Annotated in this window: 15 protein-coding genes; 4 read left to right on the forward strand and 11 right to left on the reverse strand. The window is 68.8% G+C overall.

The features are described 5' to 3' along the window. Nucleotides 1-83 precede the first annotated feature (83 nt). From ACFVAE_RS08720 to ACFVAE_RS08735, 4 genes are read right to left on the reverse strand one after another with little or no spacing between them, the layout of a single operon-like run. Entirely contained in the window at nt 84-1,802 is a 1,719-nt protein-coding gene (locus ACFVAE_RS08720; RefSeq protein ID WP_378890613.1) for an amylo-alpha-1,6-glucosidase, read from the reverse strand. After that, nucleotides 1,799-2,740 (reverse strand): carbohydrate ABC transporter permease, encoded by a 942-nt coding sequence (locus ACFVAE_RS08725; RefSeq protein WP_378890616.1) that lies wholly within the window; start codon nt 2,738-2,740, stop codon nt 1,799-1,801. The genes ACFVAE_RS08720 and ACFVAE_RS08725 overlap by 4 nt, the downstream gene beginning before the upstream one ends. Then, a complete protein-coding gene (locus ACFVAE_RS08730; RefSeq protein WP_378890619.1) occupies nt 2,737-3,672 on the reverse strand; it encodes a carbohydrate ABC transporter permease in 936 nt (311 codons plus the stop codon). The genes ACFVAE_RS08725 and ACFVAE_RS08730 overlap by 4 nt, the downstream gene beginning before the upstream one ends. A 28-nt stretch (nt 3,673-3,700) precedes the next feature. Further along, nucleotides 3,701-5,023, reverse strand: coding sequence for an ABC transporter substrate-binding protein (locus tag ACFVAE_RS08735; RefSeq protein ID WP_378890622.1), 1,323 nt, complete (start codon nt 5,021-5,023; stop codon nt 3,701-3,703). 174 nt (nt 5,024-5,197) lie between these two features. Here ACFVAE_RS08735 and ACFVAE_RS08740 point away from each other — a divergent pair, with 174 nt between their 5' ends. The 4 genes from ACFVAE_RS08740 (at nt 5,198) to ACFVAE_RS08755 (ending at nt 9,930) form a co-directional block, all read left to right on the forward strand. Next, complete coding sequence (locus ACFVAE_RS08740; protein ID WP_378890625.1) at nt 5,198-6,133, forward strand: 2-hydroxyacid dehydrogenase; 936 nt, start codon at nt 5,198-5,200, stop codon at nt 6,131-6,133. A gap of 61 nt (nt 6,134-6,194) precedes the next feature. Then, complete coding sequence (locus tag ACFVAE_RS08745; protein WP_378890628.1) at nt 6,195-6,974, forward strand: ribonuclease H; 780 nt, start codon at nt 6,195-6,197, stop codon at nt 6,972-6,974. 171 nt (nt 6,975-7,145) lie between these two features. Beyond that, on the forward strand, nt 7,146-8,804 hold the full coding sequence (locus ACFVAE_RS08750; protein WP_378890631.1) for a glycoside hydrolase family 13 protein: 1,659 nt from the start codon (nt 7,146-7,148) through the stop codon (nt 8,802-8,804). A 94-nt stretch (nt 8,805-8,898) separates the two neighbouring features. Beyond that, nucleotides 8,899-9,930, forward strand: coding sequence for a LacI family DNA-binding transcriptional regulator (locus ACFVAE_RS08755; RefSeq protein WP_378890634.1), 1,032 nt, complete (start codon nt 8,899-8,901; stop codon nt 9,928-9,930). Between the two features lie 84 nt (nt 9,931-10,014). Here ACFVAE_RS08755 and ACFVAE_RS08760 read toward each other — a convergent pair whose 3' ends face one another. The 7 genes from ACFVAE_RS08760 to ACFVAE_RS08790 form a co-directional block, all read right to left on the reverse strand. Beyond that, complete coding sequence (locus tag ACFVAE_RS08760) at nt 10,015-11,214, reverse strand: MFS transporter (protein ID WP_378890637.1); 1,200 nt, start codon at nt 11,212-11,214, stop codon at nt 10,015-10,017. 229 nt (nt 11,215-11,443) lie between these two features. Continuing rightward, the gene (locus ACFVAE_RS08765) at nt 11,444-13,702 is read right to left on the reverse strand and encodes a glycoside hydrolase family 3 N-terminal domain-containing protein (protein WP_378890640.1); all 2,259 of its coding nucleotides are present in this window, start codon (nt 13,700-13,702) and stop codon (nt 11,444-11,446) included. Next, nucleotides 13,699-14,757: an ABC transporter permease gene (locus tag ACFVAE_RS08770; RefSeq protein ID WP_378890643.1), complete on the reverse strand. Its 1,059-nt coding sequence runs from the start codon at nt 14,755-14,757 to the stop codon at nt 13,699-13,701. Before ACFVAE_RS08770 ends, ACFVAE_RS08765 begins: the two co-directional genes overlap by 4 nt. 2 nt (nt 14,758-14,759) lie before the next feature. Further along, entirely contained in the window at nt 14,760-15,755 is a 996-nt protein-coding gene (locus ACFVAE_RS08775; RefSeq protein WP_378893531.1) for an ABC transporter permease, read from the reverse strand. A gap of 125 nt (nt 15,756-15,880) precedes the next feature. After that, on the reverse strand, nt 15,881-16,693 hold the full coding sequence (locus ACFVAE_RS08780) for an ABC transporter ATP-binding protein (RefSeq protein WP_378890646.1): 813 nt from the start codon (nt 16,691-16,693) through the stop codon (nt 15,881-15,883). Further along, nucleotides 16,690-17,514 (reverse strand): ABC transporter ATP-binding protein, encoded by an 825-nt coding sequence (locus ACFVAE_RS08785; protein WP_378890649.1) that lies wholly within the window; start codon nt 17,512-17,514, stop codon nt 16,690-16,692. Before ACFVAE_RS08785 ends, ACFVAE_RS08780 begins: the two co-directional genes overlap by 4 nt. Before the next feature lie 93 nt (nt 17,515-17,607). Next, nucleotides 17,608-19,287 (reverse strand): ABC transporter substrate-binding protein, encoded by a 1,680-nt coding sequence (locus ACFVAE_RS08790; RefSeq protein ID WP_378890652.1) that lies wholly within the window; start codon nt 19,285-19,287, stop codon nt 17,608-17,610. Between the last annotated feature and the right edge of the window lie 47 nt (nt 19,288-19,334).

Genomic DNA, 19,334 nt, shown 5'->3' on the forward strand with positions numbered 1-19,334 from the left:
CGACACGCCAGATGTCGGACGGTTCCGCAGAACGCGTCCGACATCTGGCGTGTCGGCCCCCGGAGTGTATGTGAGCGACGATCTCAGTCCCGGCTGAGCGTCACCGCCAGGTCGAGGAACAGCGCGGCCGACCAGCCGAACGCCGTGGTCGCGCGCTCGGCCTTGAAGCCGGTGCGCGGGTTGTAGTACTCGTGCGGCCCGCCGCCGTGGACGACAAGACGCACGGTCTGCTCGCGCAGCTGACGCGCGCGCTCCGCATAGCCGGATGCCTCCAGCCCCTCGGCGACAAGGGCGCTGGTGTTGATCCAGATCGGCCCGCGCCACATCCGCTCCGGCGAGAAGTCGGGGTCGGATGCCGCGACAGTCGGCAGTCCCCACTCCAGCGCGAAGCGCGCCGAGTCGTCGACCGCCGCGCGCAGAACATCACGGATGTCGTCCGGCAGCGTGCCGGTGAGCAGCGGCATGAGCCCGACCACCGTGTCGCTGTCGATGCGCTGTCCGTCGCCGAAGGCGAGGAAGCGCCCGGCCTGGGCGTCCCACATGTCGTGCAGAAGCTGCTCGGTGCGCTCCGCACGCTCGGAGAAGCGGCCGGTCGCGGCCGCAGGCTCGTACCGCGACAGCAGGTCCGCGATCTCCCGGTCCTGACGCACCAGGTACGCCCCGAGGTCGGGGGCCGCCGTCGGGATCGGCCCGTCGAAGATCGGGCTGTCGTCCAGTCCGGACGAGTACGGATGCCCGTACTCCGGCATCCCGTCGCCGTCGAGGTCGGACCCTGCGAACCACCAGTCCTGCGACCGGATGACTGTGGCGAGCTGCGCACGCGCCCACTCCGGAGCATCCTCCGCCTCGAGCACCTTGCGCAGCGCCCACGCCGCCAGCGGCGGCTTGGTCAGCGGCACCGGCGCAGTCGGGTCGGCGACCGCCGAACCCGTGCGACGCAGCTTGGCCCGATCGCCCTCGGGCAGGTCGTCGCTGGAGGCCAGCACACCGAGCTCGTGCACGACGTCGGGCAGCTGCCCGTCGGCGCCGGGGAATCGGAAGGCGATCTCGAGCTGCTCGCGGGCGAGCTCGGGGTCGCCATGCCGCAGGCCGACGGCGATGAAGTAGGCGTCCCACTGCCATACGCCGACATAGCCGATCTTCGACGGCACGACGCCGCGGGCGTCGCCGAGGGCGGGCAGCGAGACGATGTTCGCCCCGAGCACCCACCAGCAGAACGCCGCCATCTGCTGCAGATCGTCGCGCACGACCGGGCACTTCGCGAACCAGGCATCCCACTGCGCTGCGCAGGCGGCGAGCGCCGCCGCGTGGTCGCCGGGTGACACGGTCGCCGTCCGGTCGGCGGCGACCTCGATGCGCAGACCGGCACCGAGCGGATGCTCCTGCACGCGCCCGTCCGGATGCGTCAGCCGCACGCGGAGCCCGAGCCCGGCTTCGGAGCTCGCGTCCGCCACGCCGGCGGTCCCGCCCGAGACACCGGCGTGTCCGGCATCCGATCCGAAGTCCGGCACGCCGACGCTCAGCGCACCCGGGCCGTCGAAGGTCAGCGACACGTCGTCGCCGAAGGCGATCCGGTACGGCAGCACGTCGGTCACCGGCAGCACCGCGCCCGCGGCATCCAGCACCGCGAGTCCGTCGAGCACCCGGCAGTCCTCCAGCCACCGCTCGTACTCCGACGTGTGCACGCGCAGCGTGCCGTCCGCGGCATCCTCATCTCTGAACACCAGGATGCGCGACTTCGGCAGCGTGAACGGAGCCGTGACCAGGTCGAGATGACGGCCGGCGAGTTCGGTGAAGCTCATCGTCCCCCCAGTCCCGATGCGGCCATGCTGTTCAGGATCCTGCGCTGGCCGATCACGAACACGATCAGCATCGGGACGGTCGCGATCGCGGACGCCGCCATCACCAGCCCGTAGTTGATCGAGCCGAACTGGCTCTGGAACGAGGTCAGCAGCAGCGGCACGGTGAACAGGTCGGGCGAGTTCAGCAGCACCAGCGGGAACAGGAACGCGTTCCAGACGCCGAGGGCGGTGATGATCGCGAGCGCGGCGAGGCCGGGCTTCAGGTTCGGCAGCACGATGCTCCAGAAGATCCGCCAGCGGCCGGCACCGTCGACGAGCGCGGCCTCCTCGAGCTCCCTCGGCAGCCCGAGCACGAACTGCCGCATCAGGAACACCGCGAACGGGTTGGCGATCATGCCGGGCACGATCAGCGCCAGGTGCGAGTCCACCCACCCGAACTGCGACATCAGCAGGTAGAACGGGATCAGGGTGACCTGCGAGGGGATCATCTGCGTCGCGAGGAAGATGATGAACAGCGTCTTGCTGCCCTTGAACCTGATGCGCGCGAACGCGTAGCCCGCCATCGACGCCGTGATCAGCGTGCCGACCACGACCAGGATCGTGATGTACGCGCTGTTCAGGTACGCCTGCGCGAACGGCACGGCGTTCCAGGCGTCCACGTAATTCTGGCTCGTCCACGGGCTGGGGAAGAACGACAGCGGATCCTTCAGCAGCTGCGGCAGCGTCTTGAACGACGTGAGCAGCATCCAGATGAACGGGAAGACCATCGACAGGCCCGCGATGATCAGCAGGATGTGCAGCACGATGTTGCCGCTGCGGCGCCTGCCGCCGCCGGTCGGGCGTCGGCGCTGCTTGCGTCCGGGGGCGATCAGCGCGACGGTCGAGTCGGTCGCCGGCAGCATCGCGCCTTCGGTGAGGGAGGGGGTCGTGGTGCTCATTCGGGATCGTCCTCGTAGTGCACGAACTTCTTCTGCGCGCCGAACTGGATCGCGGTGATGATCAGCGTCAGGATCAGCAGGATGATGGATGCCGCGCTGGACGGCCCGAACTCGAAGCGCCCGAAGCCGAGATCGTAGATGTGGTAGACGATCGTGCGGGTGGCGTTGTCGGGGCCGCCGCCGGAGACGAGCACGTAGACGATGTCGAACGTCTGCAGCGACGAGATGAAGGCGATCACCGACGAGAAGAACATGATCGGCGAGAGCAGGGGCAGGCGGATGCTCCAGAACAGCCGCCACGCACCGGCGCCGTCGATGCGCGCAGCCTCGATGACCGAGGGCGAGATGTTCTGCAGGCCGGCCAGGAAGATGATGACGTTCAGGCCGAGCGACGACCAGATCGCGACGATGCACACCGCGATCAGCGCGAGCTTCGGGTCCTCCAGCCAGGCGGGCGGGGCGATGCCGAAGACCTTCGAGATGAACGCCGACATCACGCCGTCGGAGCGGAACATCTGCTGCCAGATCATGGCGATCGCGACCGTGGAGGTCATCACGGGCGCGAAGAACAGCATCAGGTAGAGGGTGCGGGTCTTCAGCTTCTCCAACGCGACCGCGACGATCACGGCGAGACCGAGGCCCACCGGTACGGTGATGACCGCGATGATCAGCGTGTTCAGGATCGAGCGCCACAGCAGCTCGTCCTGGAACTGCGAGGTGAAGTTCTCGAACCCGACCCATTCCAGATCGCTCAGCCCGTCCCACTTCGAGAACGCGAGCACGAGGCTCGCCGCGAACGGGACGACCACGAACAGGAACATGCCGACCAGCTGCGGGGCGACGAAGAAATAGCCCCAACGCCGGTCGCGGCGACGCCAGGCCGCCTCCTTGCGCATCACAGGGGCGGATGCCGCAGGCGTGGCCTGCGGCATCCCCCCATCCGTCAGAACAGCCGACATGTCACTCCGCCGAACGCTTCTTCACCAGCTCGGCGGCCTTGTCCAGAGCCGTCTGCGCGTCTTCCTTGCCCTCGTAGAGCTTCTGGAACTCCTCGGCGATCGCCACCGGCAGGCCGGGCACGCGGGCCTCGGCGGGGTAGTTCACGAAGCCGATGTCGCGCATGTCGAGGAAGGTCTGCGCGTGGGCGGGGAAGCCGTCCTCGAGCACGACGTCGTCGGCGCCCTTGATCGACGGGACCGCGTTGCCGCTGCCCTTCAGGCGGAAGGTCTGGCCCTCGGCGCTGAGGAACTCGGTCCAGAACGTGAACGCGGCGTCCTTGACCTTGGTCTTGCCGTTCATCGCGAGGAAGCTCGTCGCGACGCCGGTCGGGGCGGCCTCGCCGTCAGGGGTGGGCCAGCGCACGATGTCGTAGGAATCCCTGTTCACCTTCGCACCGTCGAGGGAGCCGATCGTGTAGCGGCCCTGCACGAAGAAGCCGGCCTTGTGGGTGACGAACTGGCTGTCGGCACCGGCGGTCTCGGGCATCGTGTCGGCGACGACGAACGTCTTGCTCTGGAACAGGTTGCCGAACTGCTGCATCAGCCCGACGGACGTGGAGTCCTTGTTCGCCGTGAACTCGCCTGACTCGCTGTAGGGCTCCGGAGCGCCCTGGGAGTTGAGCCAGCTCCAGTGCGTGGCCCAGTAGTTCCAGAACATCGAGCCGATCAGGCCCTTGTCGTGGAGCTTCTCGTTCATCTCGAGGTACTTGTCGGTGGTCCACTCGCCGCTCTCGGCGAGGGTCGCGGGGTCGTCGGTGATGCCGGCGGCCTTCAGCGCCTCCTTGTCGTACCAGAGCACGTCGGGGTTGGAGTCGTTCGGGGCGGCGTAATACTCGCCGTCCTTCTCGGCGGCGCCGAACAGGCCGGGGAAGAAGTCGTCGGGCTTGGTCTTGCTGTCGGACGACTCCATCAGCTTCTTCAGCGGCATGAGCCGCTTCGAGTCGACGAACTGGCCGACCATGTCGTCACCGACGTAGAACACATCGGGTGCGGTGTTGCTGGTGAGCTGCGCGAGCAGCTTGGAGTGGTAGTCGCCGTAGCCGGCGACGGGCTGGAACTTGACGGTGATGTCGGGGTGCTTCTTCATGAAGTCGGCGTTGAACTCCTTGTACCGCGTGAGTTCGTCGGCGGAGCCCCAGGTCGACCAGACCACGGTCGCCTTGCCGTCCGCACCGACGCTGCCTCCGCCGGAGTTGCCGCCGCTGCAGGCGGCGAGTCCGGCGCCGAGCGCGAGGATCGCGCCGAGAGCGACGGATTTCCTGATCGTTGCACGTGAGATGGCCAACGCTCTACCTCTTTCGTCCTTGGAAGGGTTCCGGTCGGGTGCCCGGGTTGTGACTGCATCCGTATTCTGTATACAAAACGCATTCCCTGTCAAGGCTTTGAGATCATCCCGTGATGAAAGGGGTGGCGGGCGACGAAGGGCAACCACTTCCCGCGCCGGACTACGCTCGGAGCCATGCCCCTCGTCGTCACAGTCCCCACCGCACGCCTCGCCACCGACATCGGCGACCTTCCCGATGGGGTCGAGCTGCACGTCTGGGACTTCACGACGCCGCCGCCGGCATCCCGGCTCGACATCGTGGTGCCGCCGTACATGGGGTCGGCGGGTGCGCTCGAGAAACTCGACGGCCTCGACGTCGGGCTCGTGCAGAGCCAGTCGATCGGCTACGACGGCGTCGCCGATCGACTGCCGGCAGGGATGCCGTTCGCCAACGCCGCCTCGGTGCACGAAGCCTCGACGGCCGAGATCGCGGTCGCGCTCATGCTCGTCGCGCAGCGCCAGTTCCCCCGGTTCGTGCGCGCTCAGGACCGCGGCGAGTGGTCACCGGTGTTCGCCGAGAGCCTCGCCGACCGGCGGGTGCTGCTGGTCGGCTTCGGCGGGGTCGGCACCGCGACCGCACGCCGCCTCGCACCCTTCGAGGTGGAGATGACCGCGGTGGCGAGCAGGCCGCGGACCGAGCAGGTCGACGGCGTCGGCGAGGTCGCGGTGCACGGCATCGACGAGCTGACCGCGCTGCTGCCGGACGCCGAGATCGTCGTGCTGTCGCTGCCCGACAACGATGCGACGCGGCATCTGTTCGACGCCGGCATGCTGGCACACATGGCCGACGGCGCGCTGCTGGTCAACGTGGGCCGCGGCCCGCTGATCGACACCGACGCCCTGCTCGCAGAGCTGCAGGCCGGCCGACTGCGCGCCGCCCTCGACGTCTTCGAGCCCGAGCCGCTGCCCACCGGGCACCCGCTCTGGTCGGCGCCGGGCCTGGTCGTCAGCCCGCACGTCGGCGGGGCATCCACGGCCATGAACCCGCGCATGGCTCGCCTCGTGCGCTCGCAGATCGAGCGGATGCTGGCCGGCGAGCCCCCGGCGAACGTGGTGATCGCGGGGGCCTGAGCTCGACGATCCGCATCCCGCCGCGCACGGTGACGTCGCCGCCCGCCGTTACGGTTGAAGGATGACGATCACCGCCGCCGCAGACGGCTCCGCCCTGGGCAATCCCGGCCCGAACGGCTGGGCCTGGTACATCGACGACGCGAACTGGGCGGCCGGCGGATCGCCGCACGGCACCAACAACCAGGGCGAGCTGCAGGCGGTGCTCGAACTGCTGCGTGCGACGGCGGGCACCGACGACGACCTGCGCATCCTGTGCGACAGCAAGTACGTGATCGACTCGATCACCAAGTGGATGCCGGGCTGGAAGCGCCGCGGCTGGCGCAAGGCCGACGGCGGCGCCGTGCTCAATCAGGACCTGATGAAGGCCCTCGACGAGGCGATGTCCGGGCGCGACGTGCGCTTCGAGTGGGTCAAGGGTCACGCCGGTCACGACCTGAACGAGGCCGCGGACGAGCGCGCGAACGCCGCCGCGAAGGCCTATCAGCAGAAGCAGGAGCCCCGCCGCGGACCCGGTTTCACGATGAGCACGGCGGGCGCGGCAGCTGCGACGTCCACAAACCGGATGCAGGGAGATCCGACGGATGCAGGGCGACGCGCCGCCGATCCGCCCGCCCGCCCCGCATCCACCCCTGCAACTGCGCCGGCCGCCACCGCCGTGGCCCCCGCGGCTGTGCCCCTCTGGGCCGAGGCATCCGATCTTCTCGAGGGACTCGACGACAGCCCAGCTCCCGCTCCCCTCGACCTGCACGTGACGCTCTCAGCGCAGGAGCACGCCCGCCTGCGCGATCGCGCCGACGCCCAGGGTGTCTCGCTCGAAGAGGCTCTCCGCCGCCTGATCTGAGCACACCGCTCCGGCCACCTGCAGGGCGAGAAGACATCGGCAGGGCGACGCGCCGCGCAGCGGCCCTGCATCCGGGCATCCGCCCTGCATATGTCGCCGAGAAACCTGCGTCCGAATCGATTCGAACACACCCCTGGCGGGACTGTAAGCGTTTGCAGTAACCTGGTGCTCATGACCCTCGAGCAGATCGCCGCCCCCGGTTCCGAATGGTGGCGCAGCGCCGTCATCTACCAGATCTACCCCCGCTCCTTCGCGGACGCGTCGGGTGACGGCATCGGTGACCTGCCCGGCATCACGAGCCGACTGGACTCCCTCAAGGAGCTCGGCGTCGACGCCATCTGGCTGAGCCCGTTCATGACCAGCCCGCAGCGCGACGCCGGCTACGACGTTGCCGACTACCGCGACGTGGACCCGCTGTTCGGCACCCTCGCCGACTTCGACGAGATGCTCGCACAGGCCCACGCCCGCAGCATCCGCGTCATCGTGGACCTCGTGCCGAACCACTCCTCCGACCAGCACGTCTGGTTCCAGGAGTCGCTGAAGGCTGCACCGGGCAGCCCCGAGCGCGCGCGGTACATCTTCCGCGACGGCAAGGGCGAGAACGGCGAGCTGCCCCCGAACAACTGGGAGTCCGTGTTCGGCGGCGGCCAGTGGACCCGCGTGACCGAGGCCGACGGCACCCCCGGTCAGTGGTACCTGCACATCTTCGACCCCACCCAGCCCGACTTCGACTGGACCAACGAGGAGGTGCGCGAGGAGTTCCGCAGCATCCTGCGCTTCTGGCTGGACCGCGGGGTCGACGGTTTCCGCGTCGACGTCGCCCACGGCATGATCAAGAAGGACGGCCTGCCCGACTACACGCCGCCGGCCGACGCCGACTCGATGGGCGGCGGCGAGGACGACGTGCCGTACTGGGGCCAGCCCGGCGTGCACGACATCTACCGCGACTGGCACAAGGTCATGGCCGAGTACGACGGCGACCGCGCACTGTGCGGCGAGGCCTGGCTCCCCACGCTGAAGCAGACCTCGCTCTGGGTGCGCCCCGACGAGATGCACCAGACGTTCAACTTCCCCTACCTGATGACGCCGTGGGATGCCGCGCAGCTTCGCGCCGTGATCCGCGAGTCGCTCGACGAGTTCGGCGGCGTCGGCGCCCCGAGCACCTGGGTGCTCTCGAACCACGATGTCGTGCGGCACGCCTCGCGTCTGGCGCTCACCGCGGACAACCCGCAGGGCGAGGGCATCGGCCCGAAGTCGGCAGGCAAGCCCGACCCGGTGGTCGGCCTGTCTCGCGCTCGCGCCGCGACCACGCTCATGCTGTCGCTGCCCGGCTCGGCGTACCTCTACCAGGGCGAGGAGCTCGGGCTTCCCGAGGCGATGGAGATCCCGGACGAGTTCCGTCAGGACCCCACCTGGTTCCGCACGAACGGCGAGCGCTACGGTCGCGACGGATGCCGCGTGCCGCTGCCCTGGACGGCGGATGCTCCGGCCTACGGCTTCAACGACACCGGCGACTCCTGGCTGCCCCAGCCCGCGGAGTGGGCGCGCTTCGCCCGTGACGTCGAGGAGGGCGACGCCACGTCGACGCTCAACCTGTACAAGCTGCTGATCGAGCTGCGCCGCGAGCGCGGCCTCGGATCCGGCTCGCTGGTCTGGGAGGATGGCGGTGACGACACCGTGGCGTTCCGTCGCGGCGACATCCATGTCGTGGCGAACCTCGGCACCGAGCCGGTGGAGCTCGGCGACGATGTGACCCTGCTGGTGCAGAGCGAGCCGTTCACCGGCACTGCCCTGCCCCCGAACACGGCCGCCTGGTTCACGAAGGCCTGACCCTCCTCCGGTTCCGGTCTCACCCGTTGCGGGTGGCAGTGCCTCTGAACCCGCCACGGGTGAGACGGGAACCGAGATCGATGAAGGAACGACGATGACGAGTATCGACGAGGTCGCGAAGCTCGCGGGCGTCTCCACGGCGACCGTCTCGCGGGCACTCAGCGGGCGCGGGCACGTGTCCGCCGCCGCGCGCGAGCGCGTGCAGGAGGCCGCGAACCAGCTCGGCTACGTCGTCTCGTCGCGGGCCTCGAGCCTGGCATCCGGTCGCACGCGCAACATCGGCGTGATCGTGCCCTACCTCGACCGCTGGTTCTTCGCGACGGTGCTCTCCGGCGTCTCGTCGGCCCTGATGAAACAGGGCTACGACATCACGCTGTACAACATCACGGCGGATGCCGCAGTGCGGCGCGAGGTGTTCCACACGGCGCTGCGCCGCCAGCGCGTGGACGCCGTGATCGCCGTGTCGATCGAACTCGACGACGACGAGTCGGCGCAGCTGCTCGCGCTCGGCCTGCCGGTGATCGCTATCGGCGGCCCCAACCCGCAGCTGAACACGCTCACCGTCGACGACACCGCCATGGCACGGCTCGCGACCGAGCACCTGCTCGGACTCGGCCACCGCGACATCGCGCACATCGGCGCGAATCCCGAGTTCGATCTCGACTTCCATGTGCCCAGCCAACGCCGGCTCGGTTTCGAGCAGGCGCTGGAGGATGCCGGCGTGCCCGTCAACCACGCGTTCCTCGAGCCTGCGGACTTCACCGTCGACGGCGGGTTCCGCGCGGCGAAGCAGCTGCTCGGGCGGCCCGGTCCTCGGCCGACCGCGATCTTCGCAGCATCCGACGAGATGGCGATCGGTGCGATCCTCGCGGCGCGCGACCTGGGCTTCCGGGTGCCGGAGGACCTGTCCATCATCGGCATCGATGGCCACGAGCTGGGCGAGTTCTTCCAGCTGACGACGGTCGACCAGTTCCCGCTCGGTCAGGGCGAGCGGGCCGCCTCCGCCGTGCTGTCGCGCCTGGAGGACGGCCCCGGGCAGACTCCGCAGACGGCGCTGCCGTACGAGCTCATCGTGCGCGGCACGACCGCCCTGCTGCATCCGCGCACCTCGACCACCCGGCGCTGAGCCGGGCCGCACGTCGGTTCCGATCGCGACGGATGCGGCACCGGCGCGGGGCACCCACAACCGGTGAGACCGGAGCAGAGAGGGTCAGAGCACGGGCTTCTTGTCTCCGCGGCGGATCAGGAGCAGGTGCACGACGAGCGACATCACCAGGAACACGGATGCCAGCGGGATGAGCATGTCGGCGGGCAGACCTGCGGCGAGCGCCGCACCACCCGTCGCGCTGCCGATCGCCGAGCCGAGCATCATGCCGCTGGTGTTCAGCGCGACGACCAGCGCGACCGAGTCCGGCGCCATCATCGCGAGCCGAGACTGCAGCGAGACGCCGGATCCGCCGTTGAACGTGGCGGTGCCGAGGAACCAGACCAGGATCGAGACGACGCCCCAGACACCGGGCAGGGCGAGCCCTGCGGTGCCGAGCAGCATGAATCCGATCAGCGCGATGATGATGGTCGTGATCACGCGGTCGGGGCCACGGCGGTCGATGGATCGTCCGGCGATCATGTTGCCGACCAGGCTGAAGACGCCGTAGCCGAACAGCGCGCCGACCATCGGCAGACCCAGCCCGGTGCGCGGGCCGATGATCAGCGCCGCGTAGGTGAAGCACAGGTAGCTCGCGCCCATCAGGCCGATCGGCACCAGCAGCGCGGCGAGGATCGGCCCGCGGGTGAGCGGTCTCAGTGTCTCGCGCAGCGGCAGCGAAGGCAGGTGCAGCTTCGGGACGAAGGCCAGGATGCCGATCAGGGCGACCGTGCCGATGCCGGCGACGATGAACAGCGGGATGCGCCAGTTCGCCTCGCCGAGGAGCAGCCCGACCGGGACGCCAAGCGCGGTCGCGGCGAGGAAGCCGCCCATCACGATCGACAGGGCCCATCCTCGACGCTCGGGCGGGGTGATCGCGATGACGTATGCGGCGACGACCGCGCTCAGCAGCGCACCGCCGATCGCGGAGATCACCCGGCCGGACATCGCCCAGGCGTACGTCGGTGCGATGGCGACGATCACGTTGCCGACCACGAACACCGCGAGCGAGATCGCGATGGTGGCCTTGCGCTCGAACCGTCCGGTGAGCGCGCCGAGCACCGGGCCGGCGAACGCGCTGGTCAGCGCGAACACGCTCATCAGCTGTCCGGCGGCGGCCTCCGGCACGTGCAGGTCACCGGCGATCTGCGGCAGCAGGCCGGTGAGGACGTAGCCGTCGATCCCCATGGAGAAGTTCGCCAGGAACAGCCAGAGCAGGGCGCCGATGCCGGCGGCGCGCCCGGCGCGACCTTTTAGTGAGTGCACCGAACTATCCAACCAGTATCCACGGACACTGATTCCCGCTCGCGCCGCGACGAGATACGTACGCGCGTCGCCCAGCTCATCGACGAACTGCTCGAGTGAACCACTTCCCGTCGAGTGAACCGGTTATCGACGTCGATAGCCGGTGCACTCGGCGGCAAGTGGTTCACTCGGCATCAAGCCCTGCGCTCGGCACCCGGATGCCATCACGCCGATGCGGCTGCGCCGGCGGCTACGCGACCGTGAATCCCGCCCGCAGCAGGACCTCGTCGCGGGAGGACGGGCCCACCAGCAGCTCGAAGTCGCCCGGCTCCACGATGCGTCGACCTCCGGCATCCACGATCGAGCAGTCCGCCACGGGCAGCTCGATGCGCACGCGCTGCGACTCTCCCGGCGCGAGCTCCACCTGGCGGTAGGTCTTCAGCTCCTTGTCAGTCCAGCTGACGCTGGTGACCTCGTCGCGCACATAGACCTGCACGGTCTCGCGCACCGGTCGCGTGCCGGTGTTCGTCACGGTCACGTCGGCGACCAGGGTCTCCTCGAGCCCGACCGACGACGACACCAGGCCCAGCCCGGAGTACTCCACGGTCGTGTACGACAGCCCCTCGCCGAACGCCCATGCCGGCGCCTGGCTCAGGTCGGCGTAGCGGTGCCCGTGCTGCCCGCGGATCTGGTTGTAGTACGTGGGCTGCTGGCCGACGTGCCGTGCGAATGAGATCGGCAGGCGCCCCGAGGGCTCGATCGCCCCCGAGATCAGCTCGGCGACCGCTCGACCGCCGTGCATGCCCGGATTCGCCGCCCAGATCACCGCGGCGGCCCCCGCGGCGGATGCCGGCAGCACGAGCGGCTTGGACGCGAGCAGCACGATCACGACGGGCTTTCCCGTGGCGATCATCGCGTCGAGCAGGGCGTTCTGCCCTCCGATCAGCTCGAGAGTGGCGGTGGAGCGCCCCTCGCCGACCAGCTCGATGCGGTCTCCGACCACGGCGACGATCACGTCGGCGGCGTTCGCCGCGCGCACCGCGTCGGCGATCATCCGCTGGTCGGGCTCGGCAGGGACGACGACCGGCGGGCGGGGCTGTCCGTCGGGGAAGGTCGCGCCGAGCGGGTCCGGTTCGAGGGTGAGGATGTCGGCGCCCTGCGCGTACCGCACGGCGTAGCCGTCCACCTCGCGGAGCCCGTCAAGCACGGTGGTGATCATCTCGCGCGGCTGGCCGTCCAGCCATCCGGCCTGGCCGGAGCCGCCGGCCCAGTCGCCGAGCTGGTTCTGCGCGTCGTCGGCGAGCGGACCGACGACGGCGACGCGGATCGGCTCCACCTCGGACAGCGGAGCGGACGCCCCGAGCGGCAGCGTCCCGTCGTTCTCGAGCAGCACCAGCGAGCGCCGCGCCACCTCCAGGTTCAGCTCGCTGTGCGCGCCGCTGCCGACCACCGCGTCCATCTCCTCGGAGGGCAGCCGAGGGTCCTCGAACAGCCCGAGATCGAACTTCAGGGTGAGGATGCGAGCGACCGCCGCGTCGAAGGAGTCCTCCGCCAGCATTCCCTTCTCGACGGCCTCCAGCGCACCCTCGAAGAAGTGCGGCGTCGTCATGGCCATGTCGTTGCCGGCCTTGACCGCAGCGGCGGCGGCATGCGCGTAGTCGGGCTGCACGCGCTGCTCCCACACCATCCGGCCGACGTTGTCCCAGTCGGTGACGAGGGTGCCGGTGTAACCCCACTCGCCGCGCAGCACGTCGTTCAGCAGCCAGTCGTTCACCGTGATCGGCACGCCGTCGGTGGTCTGGTAGCCGAGCATGAACGTCCGGCAGCCCTCGCGCGCGACGCGCTCGAAAGGCGGCAGGAACCACGAGCGCAGCTTGCGCTGCGAGATGTCCGCCTCCGAGGCATCCCGTCCGCCCTGTGTCTCGGAGTAGCCGGCGAAGTGCTTCGCCGTCGCGAGGATCGCGGTCCTGTCCTCGAGCCCATCGCCCTGGTACCCGCGCACCATGGCGCTGGCGAGCTCGCCGATGAGGAACGGGTCCTCGCCGAACGTCTCGTCCACCCGCCCCCAGCGCAGATCGCGGGCGATGCACAGCACCGGCGAGAAGGTCCAGTGGATGCCGGTCACGGCGACCTCTTCGGCCGTCGCCCGCGCGACCCGCTCGAGCAGGTCGGCGTCCCAGGATGCCGCCATGCCGAGCTGCGTCGGATAGATCGTCGCCCCCGGCCAGAACGAGTGACCGTGGATGCAGTCCTCGGCGACGAGCAGCGGGATGCGCAGCCGGGTCTGCTCGGTCAGCTCGCGCGCCTGCAGGATGCGCTCCGGGGAGGTGTGCAGGATCGATCCGGTGTGCCGCCTGTGCACGGCATCGGTGAGGTCCTCACGGGCGTCGAGCTGCAGCATCTGCCCGACCTTCTCCTCGAGGGTCATCCGCCCGAGCAGGTCGGCGACCCGTTCGGCAGTGCTCAGCGTCGCGTCGCGGAACGGCAGGGCTTCGGTCTGGGTCGTCATGCTTTCACGTTCTCTTCGTCGGGCTGGTCGATGCGCACGGCGGTGACGGCGTCGTTGAGCTTCAGCCCCTTCTTCTTCATCGCGCGGGCCCGCTCACCGGCCGACCGCAGACGCGGGTTGACGTACTCGTCGATGCCGAAGTTGATCAGCGCCAGGCCGACGCCGAGCAGCGAGATGCACAGACCGGCGGGCACGTACCACCACCAGTAGTCCGGGAACGCGCTGTTCTGCTGCGCCCAGAACAGGATGGTGCCCCAGTTCAGGTTCGACACCGGGATGACCCCGATGTACGCGAGCGTGGTCAGACCGAGCACCGCTGCGGTCATGGTGCCGACGAAGCTCGAGGCGATCAGGGCCATGAGGTTCGGCAGCATCTCGACCAGGATGATGCGGTGCAGCGGCTCGCCGTTGGCGCGGGCCGCCTGGATGAAGTCGCGGTTGCGCAGCGACATGGTCTGCGCGCGCAGCACTCGCGCACCCCAGGCCCAGCCGGTGAGACCCAGCACGACCGCGATGAGGAACAGCGGCGGGTCCTCGAACTGCGAGGCGATGATGATCATCAGCGGCAGTGCGGGCAGCACGAGGAAGACGTTCGACAGCGCCGACAGCGCCTCGCTCTTCCAGCCGCGCAGGTAGCCGGCGGTCACGCCGACGACGATCGCCAGCACGGTCGCGATGATCGTCGCGAGGAAGCCGACCACGAGGACGCCTCGCGTGCCGTAGACGAGCTGGCTGAAGATGTCCTCGCCGATGTGCGTGGTGCCCATCAGGTGCTGGAAGGACGGCGGCTGCAGCGTCGCGTCCAGGTTCTGCTCTGTCGGGTCGTACGGCGCGATCCACGGCGCGAAGATCGCGACGAGGGTGAAGACACCGAAGATGATGAGTCCGGCCGCCGACTTGCGGTTGCTGAACATCGCCATCGACGCCTTCAGCTGGGTCCAGAAGGTCTTCTTCTTCGGCGCAGGACGATCGGCGGTGAGCACGACCGCGGTCTCGGGGGCGCCCACGCCCGCGGGCTGCACCGGCTGGGGCGACTTGTCTGCAGGAGCGTTCATGGTCAGGCCTCCGTCTGACGCGTGCGGGGGTCGAGGATCGCGTACACGATGTCGGCCAGGATGTTGGCGACCAGGACGGCCAGGACGAGCACCAGGAAGATTCCCTGCATGAGCGCGTAGTCCTTCGCGTTGGTCGCGCTGAGCAGCAGCAGGCCGATGCCGGGATAGGAGAACACCATCTCCATCACGATCGTGCCGCCGACGATGAAGCCGAGTGCCAGGGCGAAGCTCTGGATCTGCGGCAGCACCGCGTTGCGGGCGGCGTAGCGCCAGAGCACACGGCTGTTCGGCATGCCCTTCGCCTGCGCGACCGTGATGTAGTCCTCGTCGAGCACGGTGAGCATCATGTTGCGCATGCCCAGCAGCCAGCCGCCGATCGAGGCGATCACGATCGTGATCACGGGGAGGATGGCGTGCGAGATCACCTGCGAGATGAACTCGGCGTTCCAGCCCGGTTCGACGCCGACCTCGTAGGCGTGCCCGGCGGGGAACCAGCCCAGCACCGACGAGAAGATCGCGATGAAGATGAGGCCGAGCCAGAAGTACGGCACGGTGCCGAAGAACGTGGTCACGGGGATGAGCACGTCCAGCTTGCCGCCGCGCCGCCAGCCGACGATCGCGCCGAGCACGGTGCCGACCACGAACGAGATGATCGTGGCGACGCCGACGAGCCCGAGGGTCCAGGGCAGCGCCGCAGCGATCGCGTCGCCGACAGGCGCCATGCCGGTCGAGATCGACACCCCGAGGTCGCCGTGCAGCAGCATCCCCCAGTAGTCGAAGTACTGCTTCCAGAGCGGGACGTCGGTGCCGACGCCGAACAGGGCGCGCAGCGCCTTCTCGGCCTCGGGCTGCAGCTGGCCCTGACTGCGGGCCATGTAGGACGTGACCGCGTCGCCCTTCATCATCCGCGGGATGAAGAAGTTGATCGTGATCGCCGCCCACGCGGTGAACAGGTAGAAGGCGACGCGGCCGCCGATGAAGCGCCACGGCACCCGCATCCCGCGCTTCTCCGCGGTGGTCGCGGTCGTGCCGACCAGCGTCGGGTCGGCAGGTGCGGAATCGGGGGATGCCGGATCAGCGGATGCCGCGGGGCTCGTGCCTGCGGGCGACTGGGTGTCGGTGCTCATCGCATGCCTCCGGGGGTCTGGGCGGCGAGGGTTCGGAAGAACTCCTCCGGGTCGGGCGACGCTGCGCGCAGCTCGCGCGTGTAGGGATCGGTCGGGTGCAGGATCACGTCGTCGGCGGGTCCGTGCTCGACGACCCTGCCCTGGTTGAGCACGATGATCTCGTCGCTGAAGTGCCGCGCGGTGGCCAGGTCGTGCGTGATGTAGAGCACGCCGAGCCCCTCCTCGCGCTGCAGGTCGGCGAGCAGGTTCAGCACGCCGAGGCGGATCGACACGTCGAGCATCGACACCGGCTCGTCGGCGACGAGCAGGGCGGGGCGGGAAGCCAGGGCGCGCGCGATCGCGACGCGCTGACGCTGTCCGCCGGACAGCTCGTGCGGGCGCCGCTCCATCACGGCATCCGGGTCGAGGCGCACGCGCTCGAGCAGGCGCCGCACCTCGGCGTCGATCTCCTGCTTCGGAACGACGTGGTCGAGCCGAAGCGGGCGCTCCACGTGGTGGCGGATCGAGTGGTACGGGTTCAGGGATGCGAACGGGTCCTGGAACACCATCCGCAGCTGCTGCCGGTACTTGCGCAGCCCCTTGCCGCCGCGCGGGATGGGCCTGCCGTCGATGAGCACCTCGCCGCGAGTGGGCGTCTCGAGCTGCGTGAGGATCTTCGCGATCGTCGACTTGCCGCTGCCGGACTGGCCGACCAGTCCGATGGTCTGTCGCGACTGCAGCGTGAAGCTGACGTCGTCCAGTGCCTTGATCTGCCCGGATCCCCGGACGTTGTAGATCTTGGTGACGTTCTTGAACTCGAGGGTCGTCATCTCGCGACCACTCCCCTCTCTCCGGTCAGGCGCGGGAACGAGGCCAGCAGGCTGCGGGTGTACTCGTGCTGCGGGTTCGTCCAGATCTGCTGCGCGGCGCCGAGTTCGACGATCTCGCCCTCGCGCATGATGGCGATGCGGTCGCTGATCTCGAGCAGCAGCGGCAGGTCGTGGGTGATGAAGACCACCGAGAATCCGAACTCGTGCCGCAGCTGCGAGATCTGCCGCAGGATCTCGCGCTGCACGAGCACGTCCAGGGCGGTGGTGGGCTCGTCCATGACCATGAGCTGCGGGCGCAGCGCGAGCGCCATCGCGATCATCACGCGCTGACGCATGCCGCCGGACAGCTCGTGCGGGTAGGACCGGTAGCGCTGCCGGCCGACCTTGACGATCTCGAGCAGTTCGTCGACGGCGGCGCGACGCTCCTTCTTGCCCATGCCGGGGCGGTGGATCACGAACACGTCGTCGAGCTGCGAACCGATCGTCGCGACGGGGTTGAGGGCGTTCATAGCGCCCTGGAACACCATCGAGATGCGATCCCAGCGGAACTTCCGCATCTGCTCGGCATCGAGCGAGTGCAGGTCGATGTCCTCGCCGCTCTCGTCGTGGAAGACGACGCTGCCGCTGGTGATCACCGCCGGTGGCTTCAGCAGCCGCTGCACGCCGTAGGCGAGCGTGGTCTTCCCGCTGCCGCTCTCGCCGGCGAGGCCGACGATCTCGCCGCGCTGGATGTCGAGGGTGACGTTCGATACCGCGCGGACCGGTGGGTCCACGTCGTACACGACGGAGAAGTCGTGCACGGAGAGGAGGGTTTCTGTCATTGCTGGCCTTCAGCTCGGCGGTCGTTGAGCGCCCCCATCCGCGGCTCCTGAGCGAGCGGAGCGAGACGAGGGGCGCCCAACGACCGGAGGGGATTACTTGACGGGCTTCAGCTTCATGACGACCTGGACCGCGGACGGCTGGGTCGGGTCGGCCGTGGCGTACTGGTCGTCCTCGCTGGGCCATCCGGTGTAGTTCCGGGTGTTGTACTCGGCCAGCTGCGGGTGCGTTCCGATCGGGATGGCCGGCACATCGTCGACGAAGATCTTCTGGATCTTGTTCAGCGCGTCGGTGCGGGTCGCGTCATCGGATGCCTGCTGGTACTGCTTCAGCAGCGCGGTCGCCTCGGGGTTGTTGTAGCGCCCGAAGTTGTCGGACACCTTGCCGCCGGAGGCCTGCTCCAGGTAGGCGCCGTTCATGACGTCGTCGTAGATGTGCCACGGGTTCGAGCCGGAGCCCGACCAGTGCAGTGCGGCGTCGAAGTTGCCGGTGGCCATGTTGCTGAACCAGGTGTCGGCGTCGGGGGTGGCGACCTTCGCGTCGGCGCCGAGGGTCTTCTTCACCTGCGTCGCGACCAGCTGGATGCCGGTGACGTAGTCGTTCCAGCCCTGCGGGTCCTGCAGGGTGAAGGTGACGGGCTTGCCGGACGGGTCGATCAGGGCTTCGCCCTTCCAGGTGTATCCGGCATCCGTCAGCACCTTCTTGGCGCCGTCGACGTCGATCTCGAAGTTCTGGTCCTTGTACTCCGGGGCGATGTACTGATCGCCGGTCGGCTGCGGGATACCGGTGACGTTGGTCAGCTCGGGGCCGGCGTTGCTGCGCGCCTTCTCGGCGTGCGCCTTGCGGTCGACGACCATGTTGACGGCCTTGCGGAAGGCGACGTCGTTGAACGGCGCCTTCGTCGTGTTGACCAGGATCATGTCGGGGCTGAGCACGTTGGCGCCCCAGAACACGTTGTGCTTCGGGTCCTTGTCGACGTAGTTGGTCTGGTAGTCGGTGATGAAGATCTGCGCCCAGTCGGTCTCGCCGCTCTGCAGCGCCCGGAGCAGGCCGGTGTTGTCGTTGTACTCCAGGTACTTCAGCTGCGGCACCGGCACGGCGCCGCCCCAGTAGTCCTTGCGCGCGTCGAGCACGACGCCCTGCGACGAGAAGGTCTTGATCGTGTACGGGCCGGTGCCGATGGCATCCTTGACGGCGTCCTTCGACGGGTCCTTGATGTCCTTCCACTGGTGCTCGGGCACGATGCTGATCTGCAGCACATCGCCCTGCTTCACGAACTTCGACTCGCTGAAGGTCATGACGACGTTGTCGCCGTCCTTCTTGATGTCGGCCAGCTTCAGACCGCCGAGGTCGAGGGCGGGGGTGTTCTTGATCAGGTTGAACGTGAAGATGATGTCGTCGGCGGTGAAGGGCTCACCGTCGTTCCACTTGACGTCCTTGCGGGGGGTGACCGTGAGCTGGGTGTAGTCGCTGTTCCACTCCACCTTCTCGGCGAGCCACGGGGTGGTCTCGTTCTTGCCGACCGGGTTCACCATGGCGAGCGGTTCGTAGATCATGCGGTCGTAGCCGAGCGACATACCCGATCCGGTGCCGATGAACGGGTTGTTGATCTGCGTCGAGAGGACGCCCGAGCCATCGGGCTTCGCGACGGTGAGCGCGGGCGAGGCGCTCGCGCCCTTGTCGTCCGAGCCACCGCCCGACGAGCATCCGGTCAGCACCGTGGCGCTGAGGGCGGCGATCGCGGACACCGCGATCAGGGTCTTCCTGAGCTTCATTGCATCTCCTTGGCACGGTCCATTGTGCTGTAGGTCAGCCGGTGCGG

The sequence above is a fragment of the Microbacterium sp. NPDC057659 genome (genome assembly GCF_042799915.1).
In the GTDB taxonomy this organism is placed as follows: Bacteria; Actinomycetota; Actinomycetes; order Actinomycetales; family Microbacteriaceae; genus Microbacterium.